We start from the raw sequence: 15212 nt of genomic DNA, 5'->3' as shown, positions 1-15212 counted from the left end.
TCTACTTCATGGTGGGGATGACGAACTCTGCGCCATCCTTGATGCCCGACGGCCACCGTTCGGTGACGGTCTTGACCTTGGTGTAGAACTGGATCGACGCGGGACCGTGCTGGTTGAGATCGCCGAAGCCGGACCGCTTCCAGCCACCGAAGGTGTGATACGCCACCGGAACCGGGATCGGGACGTTGACGCCGACCATGCCGACCTGGACCCGGGACACGAAGTCGCGGGCGGCATCGCCGTCGCGGGTGAAGATCGCCACGCCGTTGCCGTACTCGTGCTCGGTCGGCAGCCGCAAGGCTTCTTCGTAGTCGTGTGCCCGCACGATGCACAGCACCGGGCCGAAGATCTCGTCGGTGTAGATCGACATGTCGGGAGTGACGTGGTCGAACAGGGTGGGGCCGATGAAGTAGCCGCCCTCCAGGCTCACATCGCCGAAAGTCAGCTCGTCACTGGTTCGTTCGCGGCCGTCGACCACCAACTCGGCGCCGGCGTCGACGCCCTGGCCGATGTAGTCCTTGACCCGGTTGAGCGCGGCCTCGGTGACCAGCGGACCGTAGTCGGCCTTGGGATCGAGGCTGTGGCCCACCCGCAGCTGGTTGACCCGCTCGACGAGGCGCGCGCGCAGCCGGTTCGCGGTGTCCTCGCCCACCGGGACGGCGACGCTGATCGCCATGCAGCGCTCGCCGGCACTGCCGTAGCCTGCCCCGATCAATGCGTCGACGGCCTGGTCGAGGTCGGCGTCGGGCATGACGATCATGTGGTTCTTGGCGCCACCGAAGCATTGGGCGCGCTTGGCGTGTGCGGCCGCGGTGGAGTAGATGTACTGCGCGATGTCGGAGCTGCCGACGAACCCGACGGCCTGGATGTCCGGGTGCGTCAGGATCGCGTCGACGGCTTCCTTGTCGCCCTGGATCACCTGGAACACGCCTGCGGGCAGGCCCGCTTCGATGAACAATTCGGCCAGGCGCAGCGGTACCGAGGGATCGCGTTCAGAAGGCTTGAGAATGAACGCGTTTCCGCATGCCAGCGCGGGGCCGGCCTTCCACAGCGGGATCATCGCGGGGAAGTTGAACGGGGTGATGCCGGCGACCACGCCGAGCGGCTGACGGATCGAGTACACGTCGATGCCGGTGCCCGCACCCTCGGTGAACTCGCCCTTGAGCAGGTGCGGGATGCCCACCGCGAACTCGATCACCTCGATGCCGCGCTGGATGTCGCCCAGCGAGTCGGCGACGGTCTTGCCGTGCTCGAGGGACAGCAGCTCGGCCAGTTCGTCGGCATTCTGGTTGACCAGGTCGATGAAGCGCATCAGCACGCGGGCCCGGCGCTGGGGGTTGAAGGCGGCCCACGTCTTCTGGGCCTCGACCGCGACGGCGACGGCGGCGTCGACATCAGCCGCGGAAGCCATCAGGACCTGGGCCTGGACCTCGCCGGTGCTGGGATTGAGCACATCGGCGGTGCGGGTCGACCCGGCCGCGGTCCGCTCGCCGTTGATGAAGTGGGGAATCTGTGTAGTCATGACGTCCGTCCAAGGATTGTGCGCAATGGTGGCAACTCGGGCCGCACCCGAGATACTTGCATATCCTAGTAATTGGTCGTGTGGTTTGGCAAGGGTCGGTACCGCAAGGGTTCTGATGCTTCAGCGCATGCTCGCCGCGCCCGAAAGCGTCGTCAGCCGGAGACCATCCACGGGCTGACGCCGTGCTCGTCGAACCACGCCTGCTCGGCGGGGCGGACGGCCGCCAGCAGTCGGGAGTGCAGGGCCGCGCCGCGCTTGCTGAGGTTGACGCGGACCTTGCGCCGATCGTCGGCATCGACCTCCCGGAACACCGCGGCGCGGGCGACGAGCCGGTCCACCACGCGGGTCAGCGTCGGGGCGGCCGTCAGCGTCTGCGCGCGCAGCTCGGCCATCGTCAGCCCGGGCGAGGCGCCCAGCGCTTCGAGCACCAGCCAGTCGTCGAGCGTCAGGTCCTCGCCTGCGAGTTCACGCTCGATGACCGCGCTGATCATGCGGGCTACCCGCACGACGTCACTGCCGGACGGTGTGACCGGGTCGCCAGGTGGGAGCATGTCTGTCACAGGCCGACCTCCCAACTGACGATTGCCTCGCGCCGCCGACGCGAGGATACTTCCAAGTGGAATGATTCTAGCTGATCGCCTCGCCTGCCGGCCCATTTGCTCCTCGCACCCGGCACCGTCGAAGGGAACGCGCGGGTGAGCATAGGCGTGCGTACGCGGGGCCGCGACGCCGAATGGCGGTTGGGAATGGTGGTGCCGCTGCAAGGGCCCGCGGGTCTGTTCGGCCCGTCCTGCGAAGCCGTCGGCGAGCTGGTGGCGCACGACCTCAACGCCGCAGGCGGTGTCCTCGGCCGCCAGGTGCGCATCGAAGTGGTCGACGGCGGCGCGCACCCTGCGGCCGTGGCCGCCGACGTCAAACGGCTGATCGACGAGGACCGCATCGACGCGGTCAGCGGCTGGCATATCTCGTCGGTGCGTAACGCGCTCGCGCCGGTCGTCGTCGGGCGGGTGCCCTACTCGTATCCCGCGCTCTACGAGGGCGGCGAGAGGCGACGCGGAATCTATTGCTGCGGTGAGACTCCCGATCAGCAGATCGCGCCAGCGCTGCGATGGATGCGCGACAACCTCGGCATCCGCAAATGGTTCGTCGTGGGGGACGACTATGTCTGGCCGCGCACCTCGCTGGCCGAGGTCCGCAGGTACGTCCGGGCATTGTCACTCGATCTGGTCGGGGGCTCGTTCGTGGCACTCGGGCACGGGGACATCGACCGGCTCGTCGACAAGGTCGCGCAGTCGCGGTGTGACGCCGTGCTGATGCTGCTCGTCGGCCAGGATGCCGTCGAGTTCAACCGGACGTTCGCGCGGCGCGGCCTGCAGGACGAGAAGCTCCGGTTCAGCCCGCTCATGGACGAGAACATGCTCATCGCCAGCGGTCACGATGCCACGCGGGGACTGTTCGTGGCGGCCTCGTACTTCCGCTCGATGGTCGGCCGCAATTCGATGGAGCTGCTGGACCGCTACCTCGACGTCAACGGGTCGAGCGCTCCCGCGCTGGGCAGTGCGGCCGAATCCTGTTATGAGGGAGCCTATTTCCTGGCCGAGATGATCCGCCGGGCCGGGGATCCGCTTGACATCGACGCCGTAGCGGACGGCGTCGCCTATGAGAGTCCACGCGGCACCGTGGAATTTCTGGAGCACCGCACAAGCCAGCCGGTGCACCTCGCCGTGGCGTCCGGTGTCGATTTCGAGATCGTCACGACACTTCCCGGCAGTCTGACCGACTGACAGGCCTGCCGCCTGTTGACACTGTGGCGCCCGTCACTTATTTTCAAATAGATCTATTCCATTTGGAAGTAACTGGGAGGTGTTCCGGTGGGCAGCGTCGGTCTCCTTTACGTAGGGGCAGTGCTTTTCGTCAACGGTCTGATGCTGCTGGACATCGTCCCGGCGCGTTCAGCCGCCGTGTTGAACCTCTTCGTCGGCGCCATGCAGTGCGTGCTGCCGACCATCATGCTCGTGCTGGCCGACGGCGACGCCGCGGCGATCCTGGCGGCGTCGGGTCTCTACCTCTTCGGGTTCACCTACCTCTACGTCGGGATCGTCAACCTGGCCGGCCTGGAACCTGAAGGCATCGGCTGGTTTTCGCTGTTCGTTGCCGGTGGCGCCGTCGTCTACGCCGTGCTGTCGTTCACCGTGGTGCACGATCCGGTGTTCGGCGTCATCTGGCTGAGCTGGTCCGTGCTGTGGCTGCTGTTTTTCCTGGTGCTCGGCCTGCATCGCGATCAGCTGACGCGGTTCACCGGATGGGCGGTGGTGCTGTTGAGCCAGCCGACCTGCACGCTGCCCGCATTCCTGATGCTCAGCGGCACCTACCGCACCTCACCGGGCATCGCGGCCATCTGGGCACTGGGATTCGTTGCCCTGTTCATCGCCGCCAAGGCACTCAGTACACGCCGTTCACACCGATCACACACCGCCGCAACAGAACCCGTCTACAGCTGATCGAACAACCAACGACAAGGAGTAAGTCATGAGGCACGGAGACATTTCATCGAGCAACGACACCGTCGGCGTCGCGGTCGTCAACTACAAGATGCCCCGGTTGCACACCCGGGCCGACGTCCTCGACAACTGCCGCAAGATCGCCGACATGCTCATCGGTATGAAGTCGGGGCTCCCGGGCATGGATCTCGTTGTGTTCCCTGAGTATTCGACCCAGGGAATCATGTACGACGAGCGGGAGATGTACGATACCGCCGCGACCATCCCCGGCGAGGAGACCGCCATCTTCTCAGCCGCGTGCCGGGAGGCGGGCACGTGGGGCGTCTTCTCGATCACCGGCGAACGACACGAAGACCACCCGAACAAGCCGCCCTACAACACCCTCGTGCTGATCGACGACAAAGGCGACATCGTCCAGAAGTACCGCAAGATCCTGCCGTGGTGCCCGATCGAAGGCTGGTATCCCGGTGACACCACATATGTCACCGACGGGCCCAAGGGTCTCAAGATTTCCCTGATCATCTGTGACGACGGGAATTACCCGGAGATCTGGCGTGACTGCGCGATGAAGGGCGCCGAGCTCATCGTGCGGTGCCAGGGCTACATGTACCCCGCCAAGGATCAGCAGGTGCTGATGGCCAAAGCGATGGCGTGGGCCAACAATTGCTATGTGGCCGTTGCCAATGCGGCGGGCTTCGACGGCGTCTACTCGTACTTCGGCCATTCGGCCATCATCGGATTCGACGGGCGCACCCTCGGCGAGACCGGCGAGGAGGAGTACGGGATCCAGTACGCGCAGTTGTCGTTGTCGGCGATCCGCGACGCCCGGGAGAACGACCAGTCGCAGAACCATCTGTTCAAACTGCTCCACCGCGGCTACTCGGGGGTGCATGCCGCGGGCGACGGCGACAAGGGCGTCGCCGACTGCCCGTTCGAGTTCTACAAGCTGTGGGTCACCGACGCGCAGAAAGCCCAGGAGCGGGTCGAGTCGATCACCAGAAGCACGGTCGGCGTGGCGGATTGCCGGGTCGGCTCCCTGCCCGTCGAGCAGACCGCCGAAGCCTGAGAGACGACGCATTGCCGTTCCTCACCGATATGTATCACGAGCAGAACCGCAATTCTGCTCAGGTGGCCGATGAGCCTGCCGGTGCCGAGGCAGCGGATGGTTTTGACCCCAAAGCGCTTTCACGACGGCTGAACGCCGCCATCCTGGGGCAGGCGCACGCCGTGGACGCTGTGGTCCGCGCGGTGTCCATCGCTCATGTCGGCGTGGCCGATCCCGGTCGTCCCCTGTCCAGCGTGCTGCTGGTGGGGCCGACCGGGGTTGGCAAGACCGAACTGGTCCGCCAGGTCGCCGCGGCGCTGCGGACAGGACCCGACGACCTGTGTCGCATCGACATGAGCGCTCTGGCGCAGGAGCATTACGCCGCATCGCTCTCGGGTGCGCCGCCCGGCTACGCGGGCAGCAAAGAGTCCTTCACGCTCTTCGACAAGGCCAAGATCGAAGGCGGGCCGTACATGCCCGGAATCGTGCTGTTCGACGAGGTCGAAAAGGCCGATGCCAGCGTCCTGCGGGCGCTGCTGCACGTGCTGGACACCGGCGAGCTGCGCTTGGCCAACGGGCAGCAGAAGATCTCGTTCCGCAACAGCTACATATTCCTGACCTCCAATCTTGGATCGCTGGAAGTCGCTGTGCGGCAACGGGATAAGCGAAAGAGGCGGTGGTGGCCTGCACGCGGGGTGAAGTCGCATCAGGCCGTCGTGCGCGAGGCGGTCGAGGAATTCTTCGACCCCGAGTTCTTCAACCGCATCGACGAAACCGTGGTATTCGACGCATTCGACGACACCACCGCCGAACGCGTGACGCGCAAGGAGATCGGCGACCTGGTGCGGCGGCTGAAAGCCCGTGATGTCGACCTCGACGTCGACGACAGCGTGGTGGACTTCGTGCAGCGCAGGGGATTCGACCCGGTCTACGGGGCCCGCGGTCTGCGTCGGACCATCCGCACCGAGCTCACTGAACCGGTCGCGTGGGCGGTTCTCACGGCCGCGCGAAAACCCGTCACCCTCAAGGCGCGGGTGCACGATGGCGAGCTGACCGTCACCTGATCCCGGCGAGCAGTCACTGCGGTACCGGAAACGCGGCGTGTCGCGTACCGGAGTGTCTGCTCGCGCTAAAAAGGTGACCTAACCGAGCGGTTCGGCCGGTCCGGCGTGCGCTGTGCGGACTGCGCCGACGCTCGCGACGGTCACCAGCACAACCCCGACATAGCCGAGCACACCGATCTGCTGGCCCAGCACGACGAGCCCGGCCAAGGCCGCGGTGACCGGTGACAGACAGGTGAGCACGGCGAACGCGGCGGGGGACAACCGGCGCAGGGATATCAGCTCCAACGAGTACGGGATCACCGAGGACATCACGCCGACGGCAAGGCCCACGCCGAGTACGTGCCAGTGCAGCGCGTCGGACAGGTTCACGGCCGCGATCGCAAAGGGCGCGACGGCGATTGCCCCCATGGCCGTGGCGATGGCCAGTCCGTCGACGCGGCGGAACTCGGCCGCAGTGCGCGCCGACGCCAGGATGTAACCCGCCCAGGCGACGCCTGCGGCAGCGGCGAAGACGAATCCCATCGGGTCGTAGTGGCCGCCGCCACCGTGCGGGAGGCCCAGCAGCCCGACGCCGGCGAACGCCAGCACGGCCCACAACCAGGCGATGCGCCGCGTACTCGTCACGACCGAAAGGATCAGGGGTCCAAGCGCTTCCACGGTCACCGCGACGCCGAGTGGGATCCGGTCGATCGCCAGGTAGAAGCAGAAGTTCATCACGGCCAGCGTCGTCGCCAACGCGGTCGCCGAACCCCAGGCGCGTCGCGTCAGGCCGCGGATCGACGGGCGCACCACCGCGCCCAAGATGACGCCTGCGACCGCGAACCGGGCGAACAACGCGCCCACGACGCCCAGCGCGGCGAACAGGCCGACGGCGAACGCGGCGCCGACCTCCTGGCTGATCGCGGCGATCACCACCAACGATGCGGCGCCCAGCGGGGCTCGCGAATTGGCGCTCACACCGTGACCGGCAGCTGGGCCCCGGTGGCCAGCTCGGCGTAACCGCGCATGAGCCGCAGCGCCGTCGAACGCGTGATCTCGGGATCACGCGCCACGATGCGGTAGCCGAGATAGTCCTCCATCGCCATCAGGGTCATCGCGGCATCGCGGGCGGGGGAGCCCAGTCGGAATACGCCCGAACCGACACCGGCTTCGAGGATGCGCGTGTAGAGGTCCACCTGCCGGTGATAGATGTGCTGCACGTCGCGGCGCTGGTCGAGTTCGAACCCGGCAGCCAACACGGCCCGCCAGATCGCGCGCCACTCGGCGTCCTCCGGGCCGGTCGGCAGGCCCGCGGCGATGGTCAACGCGAGCTGCTCCCGCACGTCGTCGGTGCTTTCGACGACCGCGAGACGTTCGTCGTAGAAGCGGGAATCGGAGCGTTGAGCGAGCTCGGAGAGCAGTTGATCCATCTCCTTGAAGTAGTAGCGCACCGCGTTGGCGGTGAGCCCGAGCTCCGCGGCGACGTCGGCGATCCGCAAGGTGGCCAGGTCGTGACGTTCGATCAGCGCAATGGCGGCGTCGAGGATTTCCTCGCGTCGCTCTGCTTGTCGATTGGGCCGTGCCACAGGTTCATCCTTACCCGATTTCGTGGTTCCTCTTGCGCAAGCCGCCGCAGAAGCACATTATTTTCCAAACGTGAAAAGAACTACGGGCCTCCGGAGGTTGAATGTCTGATCACCCCATCTACCCCGAGAAGTCCTGGTCCTCGCCGCCACGCGCTCGCGACCTGGGCATCGCCGTCGGCGATCACCCCACCGGCCCGTACAACGCCATCACCGACGTCCCCGGCGTGCGCGTCGGGCACACAACGATTCAGCCGTCACCCGAGGTCAACACCGGTGTGACGGTCGTCGTCCCGCACGCTGGCATCTGGGAGGAACCCGTCTTCGCCGGGACCCACCGGCTCAACGGCAGCGGTGAGCTCACCGGCCTGGAATGGGTACGCGAATCCGGCGAGCTCACCACCGCAGTCGCCCTCACCAACACCCACAGCGTCGGCGTGGTCCGCGACGCGCTGGTCGACGCGCAGGTGCAGGCCCGCGGTGACGGCCTGTACTGGTCACTGCCAGTGGTGGGCGAGACCTACGACGGGCTGCTCAACGACATCAACGGCCATCACGTGCGGGCCGAACACGTCCACGCCGCGCTGGCCACGGCCTCCGACGGCCCGGTCGCCGAGGGTAACGTCGGCGGCGGCACCGGCATGATCTGCCACGGGTTCAAGGGCGGCATCGGCACCGCATCGCGCATCACCGACACCGCCGCGGGCCGCTACACCGTGGGCGTGCTGGTGCAGGCCAACCACGGCCGTCGGGAACGGTTGCGGGTCAACGGCATTGCGGTGGGAGAGGTGATCGGACCTGACCGCGTGCCCCTGCCCGAGATGCCGCTGGCGTACGCGCCGGGGTCGGGTTCGATCATCGTCGTCGTCGCGACCGACGCGCCGCTGCTGCCGCACCAGTGCACGCGGCTGGCTCAGCGTTCCTCGCTCGCAGTCGGCAGGCTCGGCGGAACCGGGGAGCAGTACAGCGGTGACCTGATGCTGGCCTTCGCCACCGGCAACCGCGGTATCCCGCCGTACGCCTGGGACGAGGATCCCGAGACCGACCACCCTGAAATCGGGCTGCGCATGGTGGCCCCACAACTGATGACCCGGCTGTTCGATCTGGTGATCGAGGCCACCGAAGAGGCCATCCTCAACTGTCTCGTCGCCGCGGACACCCTCAGCGGGCGCGGCGGCCGTACCGCACATGCATTGGACCACAATATGTTTCGTCACGCACTTCTTCTGGAGGGGCAATGAGTACCAGCACTGAAACCACCGCAGATCGCCGGCTGCACGGGAAACTCGGACCGGTCGGAGTGGTGTTCATGGTGGTCGCGGCCGCCGCCCCGCTCACCGTCATCGGTGGCAACATGCCGCTGGCTATGGGACTCGGCAACGGCGCAGGCGCGCCGGTCGGATTCCTCATCGCCGCAGCGGTTCTGCTGGTGTTCAGCGTCGGCTTCGTGGCGATGACACCGTACGTGCCCGAGGCCGGAGCCTTCTTTTCATATGTCACGCTGGGGCTGGGAAACCGGCCGGGCAGCGGCATCGCCGCCGTCGCGCTGATCGCCTACACCGCGATCCAGGTCGGCATTTACGGCTACATCGGCTGGGCCATCGGCGACACCGTGCGGTTCTACGGGGGACCGCAAATACCCTGGCCTGCTTACTCATTCGTGATACTGGCGATCGTGGCGCTGCTCGGGTACCGGCATATCGACCTCAGCGCCAAGGTGCTCGGCGTCGCGCTGGTGCTGGAGATCAGCGTGGTCGTGGTGCTGGATCTGGTGATCGTCGCCAAGCCGGGGCCAGCCGGGGTGACGTTCGCATCGTTCACCCCCGGGGTGTTCACTCACGGAGCGCTGGGTATCGCAGTGCTGTTCGCGCTGACAGGATTCATCGGTTTCGAGGCGACCGCGGTGTTTCGCGACGAGGCCCGCAACCCCGAACGCACCATTCCCCGGGCCACCTATGCGGCGGTGCTGCTGATCGGCGGCTTCTACGCGATCACCTGCTGGGCGTTCGTCGTCGCGATCGGTCCCGATCAGGTCACCGAGACCGCCCAGCGCACCCTGGCCGGTGATGCCAACATGTTGCTGGACACCACCGACGCCAACCTCGGGCGGGTCGGCCGCGACATCGTCAACGTGCTGTTGCTGACCAGCCTGTTCGCCTGCGTGCTGTCCTTCCACAATGTGATCGCCCGCTACCAGTTCGCGCTGGCCCGAAAAGGGTTGTTGCCCAACCGGTTGGCGACCGTGCACTCGTCGCACGGCTCGCCCGCGGTGTCCTCGGTGGTGCAGACCGTCACGGCCGCGGTCATCGTCGGGATCCTCGCCGTGCTCGGGGTCGACCCGCTGGTCGGGGTGTTCGGCTCGATGGCCGGTGTGGCGACCGTCGGGATGGTGCTGCTGATGCTCACCACCTCGGTGGCGGTACTGGTCTACTTCGCCCGCCACCGCTCCGACGCAGCGGGGCGCACCTGGCAGACACGCATCGCGCCGGCCCTGGCGTGTGCGGGCCTACTGGGCAGCCTGTGGTTGGTCCTGACGAATTTCACCCTCGTCACCGGCGGCAGCGCGACGCTCAGCGCCATTCTCGCGGCGATCCCATTCGTCGGCCTCGTGGGTGGGGCGGTGCTGCGACGCACCTAGGACTCGCTGCGTAATTCCTCGACGAAAGCGCGGGTTTCCTCCCACGTCGGCAACAGGCCCGCGGCGCGCACCTCTTCGAGAGTGGGCGCCGCGGCGTCGCGCTCGGAGATCACCAGCTCGTGGCCCTCCGGCCAGTCGATGCCGAGATCGGTGGCCAGGATGGTGTGCTCCCGCTCCGGGGCATACGGTGCCGAGCACAGGTACATCACGGTCGAATCATCTTCCAGCGCAAGGAAAGCGTGGCCCAGGCCCTCGGACAGATAGATCGAGCGGCGGTCACGGTCGTCGAGCAGCACCGCGTCCCACTGACCGTAGGTGGGGGAGCCGACGCGAATGTCCACCACGACGTCGAACACCGAACCACGCACGCACGTCACGTATTTGGCCTGGCTCGGCGGCAGCTCCGCGAAATGCACCCCGCGCAGCACCCCGGCCGCCGACACCGAACAGTTGGCCTGGCGCAGATCGAACTTGTGGCCGGCGAAACCGGTGAAGCCCGAGTCGGTGAACCACTCGAAGAACATCCCGCGGGAATCGCCGTGCAGTTTGGGGGTGAGCTCCCACGCCCCGGGGACCTTGAGTTCCCGTGCGGTCACTGGCCGCGCTCCTGGTAGTTCGCCTCGACCTGTTCTTTGAGTGGGCCCCACCACGATTCGTTGGCGCGGTACCAGTCGATGGTGTTGCGCAAACCGTCCTCGAAGTCGGTGTGCACGGGTTTCCACCCCAGCTCGTCGGTGAGTGTCGACGGGTCGATCGCGTACCGCAGATCGTGCCCTGCGCGATCGGTGACGTGGTCGAAATCGTCGGGGTCACGGCCCATCAACCGCAGCAGCGTGCGCATCACGGTCAGGTTGTTCTGCTCGCACTGCGCGCCGATCAGGTACGTCTGACCCGCCTTGCCGTCGGCCAGGATCCGGCGCACCGCGGCGTTGTGATCGTCGACGTGGATCCAGTCGCGGACATTGGCGCCCGCGCCGTACAGCTTGGGCCGCCTGCCGGTGAGCACGTTGGTGATCTGGCGCGGGATGAACTTCTCCACGTGCTGGTACGGGCCGTAGTTGTTGGAGCAGTTCGACAGCGTCGCCCGGACGCCGTACGACCGCACCCAGGCGCGGACCAGCAGGTCGGCGGCCGCCTTGGTCGACGAGTAGGGGCTCGACGGGTTGTACGGCGTGTTCTCGGTGAACCGCGCCGGATCGTCGAGGGGCAGGTCGCCGTACACCTCGTCGGTGGAGATGTGGTGCAGCCGAACCCCGTGCCGCCGCACCGCCTCCAGCACCGTGAAGGTGCCGACGACGTTGGACTGCACGAACGGCGCCGGATCGGCCAGTGCGTTGTCGACATGGGTCTCGGCGGCGAAGTGCACCACGGCGTCGGCGTCGGCCGTCAGGCTCGACACCAACGCCGCGTCGCACACGTCGCCCTCGACCAAGCGGATCCGGTCGGCCACCGGGGCCAGCGACTCCCGACTGCCTGCATAGGTGAGGGCGTCGAGCACCGTCACTGACGCGCCGTCGCGGACGGCGTCCTGCACGAAATTCGCACCGATGAACCCGGCACCCCCGGTGACCAGCAACCGCATGGGTCAACTCTAACGGGCTGGCCGAGTCAGCCTTTCAGGCCCAGCGGGCCGGCCAGCTCCGTCAGCGTCGGCAGCAGCTTGTCCCATCCACCGAGCACCTGGATCGCCACGTGGTCGGCGCCCGCATCGAGGTGTTGCCGCAAACGCTCCGCAACGTCATCAGGCGTGCCGTGAGCGACGACCGCATCGATCAGACGGTTGCTGCCGGGCTTGGCGATGTCATCCTCGCTGAATCCCAACCGTCGCCAGTTGTTCAGGTAGTTGCTGAGATTCAGATAGAAATCGACGGTCTCCCGGCCGACAACGCGGGCCGCCTCCGCCTGCTGCTCCGATCCGTCGGTCAACACCACCTTGTGCTCGGGTGCGAGAAACACGCCAGGACAGATGAGCTCGCGGGCCTGTGCGGTGTGCTCAGGCGTCGTCAGGTACGGATGCGCGCCCGCGCTGCGTTCGGCGGCCAGCTTCAGCACCTTGGGGCCCAGCGCGGCCACGACCCGGCGCTCCTTCGGCACCCCCAGTTCGTCGAGCGCGTCGAGGTACTCGACGAGCACGTCGTAGGGCTTGCGGTACTCCTGCGTGTGCTCGGGATGGCCGATGCCGATGCCGAGGATGAATCGGCCGGGGTGTGCCGCCTCGATGCGGTGATAGGACTCGGCCACCTGGGCCGCCGGGGCCGTCCATACATTGACGATGCCCGTGGCCACCTGCAGCGTGTCGGTCGCCGCCAGGATCGGTTCGACGAACGCCAGATCAGCGGCAGGCGAACCACCAGGCCAGATGGCGCCATAGCCCAGCTTCTCGATCTCGGCGGCCTGTTCGGGCTTCGGTGCGCCGAACGTCCACACTCCAAAGCGGCCCAGGTTCAAGCTCATTCGCGTCCCTTTCGATTACTTGAGGCCCAGCGGCCCGGCAAGTTCGGCAAGTGCCGGTACCAGTTTGTCGGGCGACGTGAGAACCTGCACGGGCACGTGGTCCGCGCCGGCCGCGCGGTGCTCTTTGAGGCGCGCAGCCACATCGCCGACGGTGCCATGCGCGACGACGGCGTCGATGAACGCATCGCTGCCCGGCTTGGCCAGATCGGCATCGGTGAAGCCCAGTCGCTTGAAGTTGTTGAGGTAGTTGGTCAGGCCGAGATAGATATCGAGGGCCTTGCGGCCGGCCGCGCGGGCCTTTTCGGTGCCCTGTTCGGATCCGTCGGTCAGCACCACCTTGTGCTCCGGCGCGAGAAACGCGTCGGCCCCGATGATCTCGCGGGCCTGCGCGGTGTGCTCGGGAGTGGTCAGGTACGGGTGGGCGCCTGCGGCGCGCTCAGCCGACAACTGCAACACCTTGGGACCGAGCGCGGCGACCACGCGGCGTTGCTTGGGAACTCCGTACTCGTCGAGCTTGTCCAGATAGTCGGTGAGGGCGTCGAGCGGTTTGCGGTATTCGCCGATGGCCTCACGATGTCCGACCCCGATGCCCAGCAGGAACCGGCCCGGATGCGCGGACTCGATGCGGTGGAAGGACTCGGCGACCGGCCCGGCCTCGGCGGTCCAGATGTTGACGATGCCCGTCGCGACCTGCAGGTTGGTGGTCTTCTCCAGGATCGGATCGACCCAGTCCAGCTCGGCAGGCGGAGACCCACCTGCCCAGATCGCCCCGTAGCCGAGCGCTTCGATCTCCTGCAACTGTTCTGCCGACAGTGGCTGGAACTGCGAGTAGTGCCCAAAAACGCCGAAACTACCGAGGTCAGGCTTGGCGCCTGTGATGTCAGTCATGGTCGGGTCAACCCGTCGTCGCCCGACCGCTATTCCGAAAAACTCGCAGTGATTCTCACCGCTTGTGCGATTACGCCGGCGCGGGCAGGTCTTCGGGGGCGGGTGCCTCCAGCGGCAGCAGCACGATGAACCGGGTGTTCCCCGGTTCGGACTGCACCCGTAGGTCACCGCTGTGCTTTTCGACGACGATCCGCCACGCGAGGTCCAGGCCGAGACCGGTACCCTCACCGAACGGTTTCGTGGTGAAGAACGGCGTAAAGATCCGCTCGATGATGTCGGCGGGGATGCCCGGGCCGTCGTCGCAGATCTCCACGCGGACCAGATCCCCGTCCCGGCCGGTTCGCACCGTCAGCGTGCCTTCACCGTTCATCGCCTGAATCGCGTTGTCGATGATGTTGGTCCACACCTGGTTGAGGTCCCCCGGATAGCAGGCCAGCTCGGGCAGTGACTTGTCCCAGTCCTTGACGAGTCGAACGCCCTTGCCTTCCTTGCCGATCCGGTCGCCGAACATCATCAGCGTGCTGTGCAGCAGCTCGTGCACATCGGCGGTCTGGTACGGCGCGCGGTCCATCTGCGAATACTGCTTGGCGCCTGCCAGCAGCGCCGATATCCGCTTGCTCGCCTCGGCGATCTGATTCATCAGCAATTCGGTCTCGATGGTGTAGCGCAGCCAACCGATCGCGCTCATGAAGGACGCGGTGGCGTCGACGTCCTCGAGGGAGGCTGCGACACTCTCGAACCAGTCGATGTCCAGCCCGGCGTCGACGAACGTCGGTGCGTAATCCCAGGCACTGGTGATTCCGCGGTCCTCGAGCCACTCGCCGATCTGCTCCTCCCGGTCGGAGGCCTCCAGCGCGGTCAGATCCTGCGCCTTGTGTTTGGCGATCTGCTCGGCCACCCGGTCCTGGATGCTGACCAGCTCGCGCAACGCCGCGGGCGGGACATGCCCGTCGCCGAGCATCGCCAGCTTGTGGCGCATCTTGCCGACTCGGTCGCGCAGATCGGCGACCGCGCGCGCGGTCGCCGCGGCGGGATTGTTGAGCTGATGGGTCAGACCGGCCGAAAGTTGGCCCAGCGCAAGGAGTTTCTCCCGCTGGCCGATGATCTGGCGGCGGCGCAGACCACCGACCTTGTGGCCCTCCAGAAGGTGTACCGCCATCGGGAATTCAGTGCGCATGAAATCGGCGTACGCCTGGGCGTCCAGGACGAAAAACCGCGACGGCTTGGTCACCCGAACAGACGCCTCGTATACCGGCTGCTCGCCCGGGATGTACGCCGACCACGCACCGCAGTACACCCCGCGCATCGAGGTGCGGTTGGTCTCGATGTCGATGCCGCCTGACTTCATGGTCATCACGAGTTCGCCCTCGATCATGACGTAGAAGCACGTGGCGGGCTCGCCCTCGGTGCACACCGGGCCCGGCTCAAACGTCGCGATATGACCGTTGGCACACAGGATGTCGAGTTGTTCGTCGCTCAGTGATTCGAACAGGAACAGGGTCCGTAGTTCTTCGCGCACGCAGCCTTCGCCCATCGTT

The 15212-nt window shown here is 66.6% G+C and carries 15 protein-coding genes; 6 read left to right on the top strand and 9 right to left on the bottom strand.

The window, feature by feature from the left end; all coding sequences use genetic code 11:
- Window position 1: 1 nt before the first annotated feature.
- Together A5784_RS16940 and A5784_RS16935 are read right to left on the bottom strand one after the other, a co-directional pair.
- Complete coding sequence (locus A5784_RS16940) at window positions 2-1522, bottom strand: CoA-acylating methylmalonate-semialdehyde dehydrogenase (protein WP_064946071.1); 1521 nt, start codon at window positions 1520-1522, stop codon at window positions 2-4.
- Between the two features lie 152 nt (window positions 1523-1674).
- Window positions 1675-2073: a MarR family winged helix-turn-helix transcriptional regulator gene (locus A5784_RS16935; protein ID WP_064946070.1), complete on the bottom strand. Its 399-nt coding sequence runs from the start codon at window positions 2071-2073 to the stop codon at window positions 1675-1677.
- A 195-nt stretch (window positions 2074-2268) separates the two neighbouring features.
- Between A5784_RS16935 and A5784_RS16930 the strand changes: the two genes are divergently transcribed.
- The 4 genes from A5784_RS16930 (at window position 2269) to A5784_RS16915 (ending at window position 6132) form a co-directional block, all read left to right on the top strand.
- The gene (locus tag A5784_RS16930) at window positions 2269-3306 is read left to right on the top strand and encodes a substrate-binding domain-containing protein (RefSeq protein ID WP_064946207.1); all 1038 of its coding nucleotides are present in this window, start codon (window positions 2269-2271) and stop codon (window positions 3304-3306) included.
- Window positions 3307-3393: 87 nt separating this feature from the next.
- Window positions 3394-4023 carry an AmiS/UreI family transporter gene (locus tag A5784_RS16925; protein WP_064946069.1) on the top strand — a complete coding sequence of 210 codons (630 nt, stop codon included), beginning with the start codon at window positions 3394-3396 and terminating at the stop codon, window positions 4021-4023.
- Window positions 4024-4051: 28 nt separating this feature from the next.
- On the top strand, window positions 4052-5089 hold the full coding sequence (locus A5784_RS16920; protein ID WP_064946068.1) for an aliphatic amidase: 1038 nt from the start codon (window positions 4052-4054) through the stop codon (window positions 5087-5089).
- 11 nt (window positions 5090-5100) lie between these two features.
- Complete coding sequence (locus A5784_RS16915; protein WP_064946067.1) at window positions 5101-6132, top strand: AAA family ATPase; 1032 nt, start codon at window positions 5101-5103, stop codon at window positions 6130-6132.
- A gap of 78 nt (window positions 6133-6210) precedes the next feature.
- Here the strand turns inward: A5784_RS16915 and A5784_RS16910 are convergent, their stop codons facing one another.
- Window positions 6211-7089 carry an EamA family transporter gene (locus tag A5784_RS16910; protein WP_064946066.1) on the bottom strand — a complete coding sequence of 293 codons (879 nt, stop codon included), beginning with the start codon at window positions 7087-7089 and terminating at the stop codon, window positions 6211-6213.
- Window positions 7086-7697 carry a TetR/AcrR family transcriptional regulator gene (locus A5784_RS16905; protein ID WP_064946065.1) on the bottom strand — a complete coding sequence of 204 codons (612 nt, stop codon included), beginning with the start codon at window positions 7695-7697 and terminating at the stop codon, window positions 7086-7088. Before A5784_RS16905 ends, A5784_RS16910 begins: the two co-directional genes overlap by 4 nt.
- 101 nt (window positions 7698-7798) lie before the next feature.
- Here A5784_RS16905 and A5784_RS16900 point away from each other — a divergent pair, with 101 nt between their 5' ends.
- Together A5784_RS16900 and A5784_RS16895 are read left to right on the top strand one after the other, a co-directional pair.
- Window positions 7799-8935: a DmpA family aminopeptidase gene (locus tag A5784_RS16900; protein WP_064946064.1), complete on the top strand. Its 1137-nt coding sequence runs from the start codon at window positions 7799-7801 to the stop codon at window positions 8933-8935.
- On the top strand, window positions 8932-10332 hold the full coding sequence (locus tag A5784_RS16895) for an APC family permease (RefSeq protein WP_064946063.1): 1401 nt from the start codon (window positions 8932-8934) through the stop codon (window positions 10330-10332). Before A5784_RS16900 ends, A5784_RS16895 begins: the two co-directional genes overlap by 4 nt.
- Here the strand turns inward: A5784_RS16895 and A5784_RS16890 are convergent.
- The 5 genes from A5784_RS16890 to A5784_RS16870 all read right to left on the bottom strand — a co-directional run bounded on the left by A5784_RS16890 (window position 10329) and on the right by A5784_RS16870 (window position 15208).
- A complete protein-coding gene (locus A5784_RS16890) occupies window positions 10329-10928 on the bottom strand; it encodes a dTDP-4-dehydrorhamnose 3,5-epimerase family protein (protein WP_064946062.1) in 600 nt (199 codons plus the stop codon). The two genes, A5784_RS16895 and A5784_RS16890, sit on opposite strands and share 4 nt — an antisense overlap.
- Window positions 10925-11914, bottom strand: coding sequence for a dTDP-glucose 4,6-dehydratase (rfbB, locus tag A5784_RS16885; RefSeq protein ID WP_064946061.1), 990 nt, complete (start codon window positions 11912-11914; stop codon window positions 10925-10927). The genes A5784_RS16890 and rfbB overlap by 4 nt, the downstream gene beginning before the upstream one ends.
- Window positions 11915-11940: 26 nt before the next feature.
- Window positions 11941-12786 carry an LLM class F420-dependent oxidoreductase gene (locus A5784_RS16880; RefSeq protein WP_064946060.1) on the bottom strand — a complete coding sequence of 282 codons (846 nt, stop codon included), beginning with the start codon at window positions 12784-12786 and terminating at the stop codon, window positions 11941-11943.
- Between the two features lie 15 nt (window positions 12787-12801).
- Window positions 12802-13674, bottom strand: a complete 873-nt coding sequence (locus A5784_RS16875; RefSeq protein WP_064946059.1) for an LLM class F420-dependent oxidoreductase — start codon at window positions 13672-13674, stop codon at window positions 12802-12804.
- A gap of 70 nt (window positions 13675-13744) precedes the next feature.
- Window positions 13745-15208, bottom strand: a complete 1464-nt coding sequence (locus A5784_RS16870) for an ATP-binding protein (protein WP_064946058.1) — start codon at window positions 15206-15208, stop codon at window positions 13745-13747.
- Window positions 15209-15212: the final 4 nt, after the last annotated feature.

The sequence above is a fragment of the Mycobacterium sp. 852013-50091_SCH5140682 genome, from assembly GCF_001665685.1.
Taxonomy (GTDB): domain Bacteria; phylum Actinomycetota; class Actinomycetes; order Mycobacteriales; family Mycobacteriaceae; genus Mycobacterium.
Note: the sequence above shows the minus strand (reverse complement) of the source record. Positions and strands in the feature narration are given on the sequence as shown.